The following is a 312-nucleotide window of genomic DNA, read 5'->3' on the forward strand; positions in this document are numbered from 1 at the left end:
TATTGTAGTAAATTTCTTTTTCGAGCTGTCTTTCTGAACGGATACCATAGAGGTATCCGATAAACATCATTTTGAATAAAATCAGCGGATCAAGTGAGGGGCGGCCTTTGTTTTCACTGTAGTAAGGCTTAACCTTTTCAATGATAAAAGAGAAGTCTATGTATTTATCGATTTTTCGAAGCAGATGATCCTCTTCGACGAGTTGGTCAAGCAGAACAAATTCGGCTGTGTTTTGAGAAGAGTTTCTTGTGTGGAACATGAGAAAGACACCGTCCTTTTCAGTCTTTCTTTTATTTTATTACAGGGGAATTG

The 312-nt window shown here is 37.5% G+C and carries 1 protein-coding gene; it reads right to left on the reverse strand.

From position 1 onward, the window contains the following. A partial coding sequence (locus WA279_RS20820; protein WP_336156495.1) for a transposase occupies window positions 1-259 on the reverse strand: 259 nt, incomplete at its 3' end. Between the last annotated feature and the right edge of the window lie 53 nt (window positions 260-312).

The sequence above is a fragment of the Bacillus sp. 204(2023) genome, from assembly GCF_037027505.1.
GTDB lineage: Bacteria > Bacillota > Bacilli > Bacillales > Bacillaceae > Bacillus > Bacillus subtilis.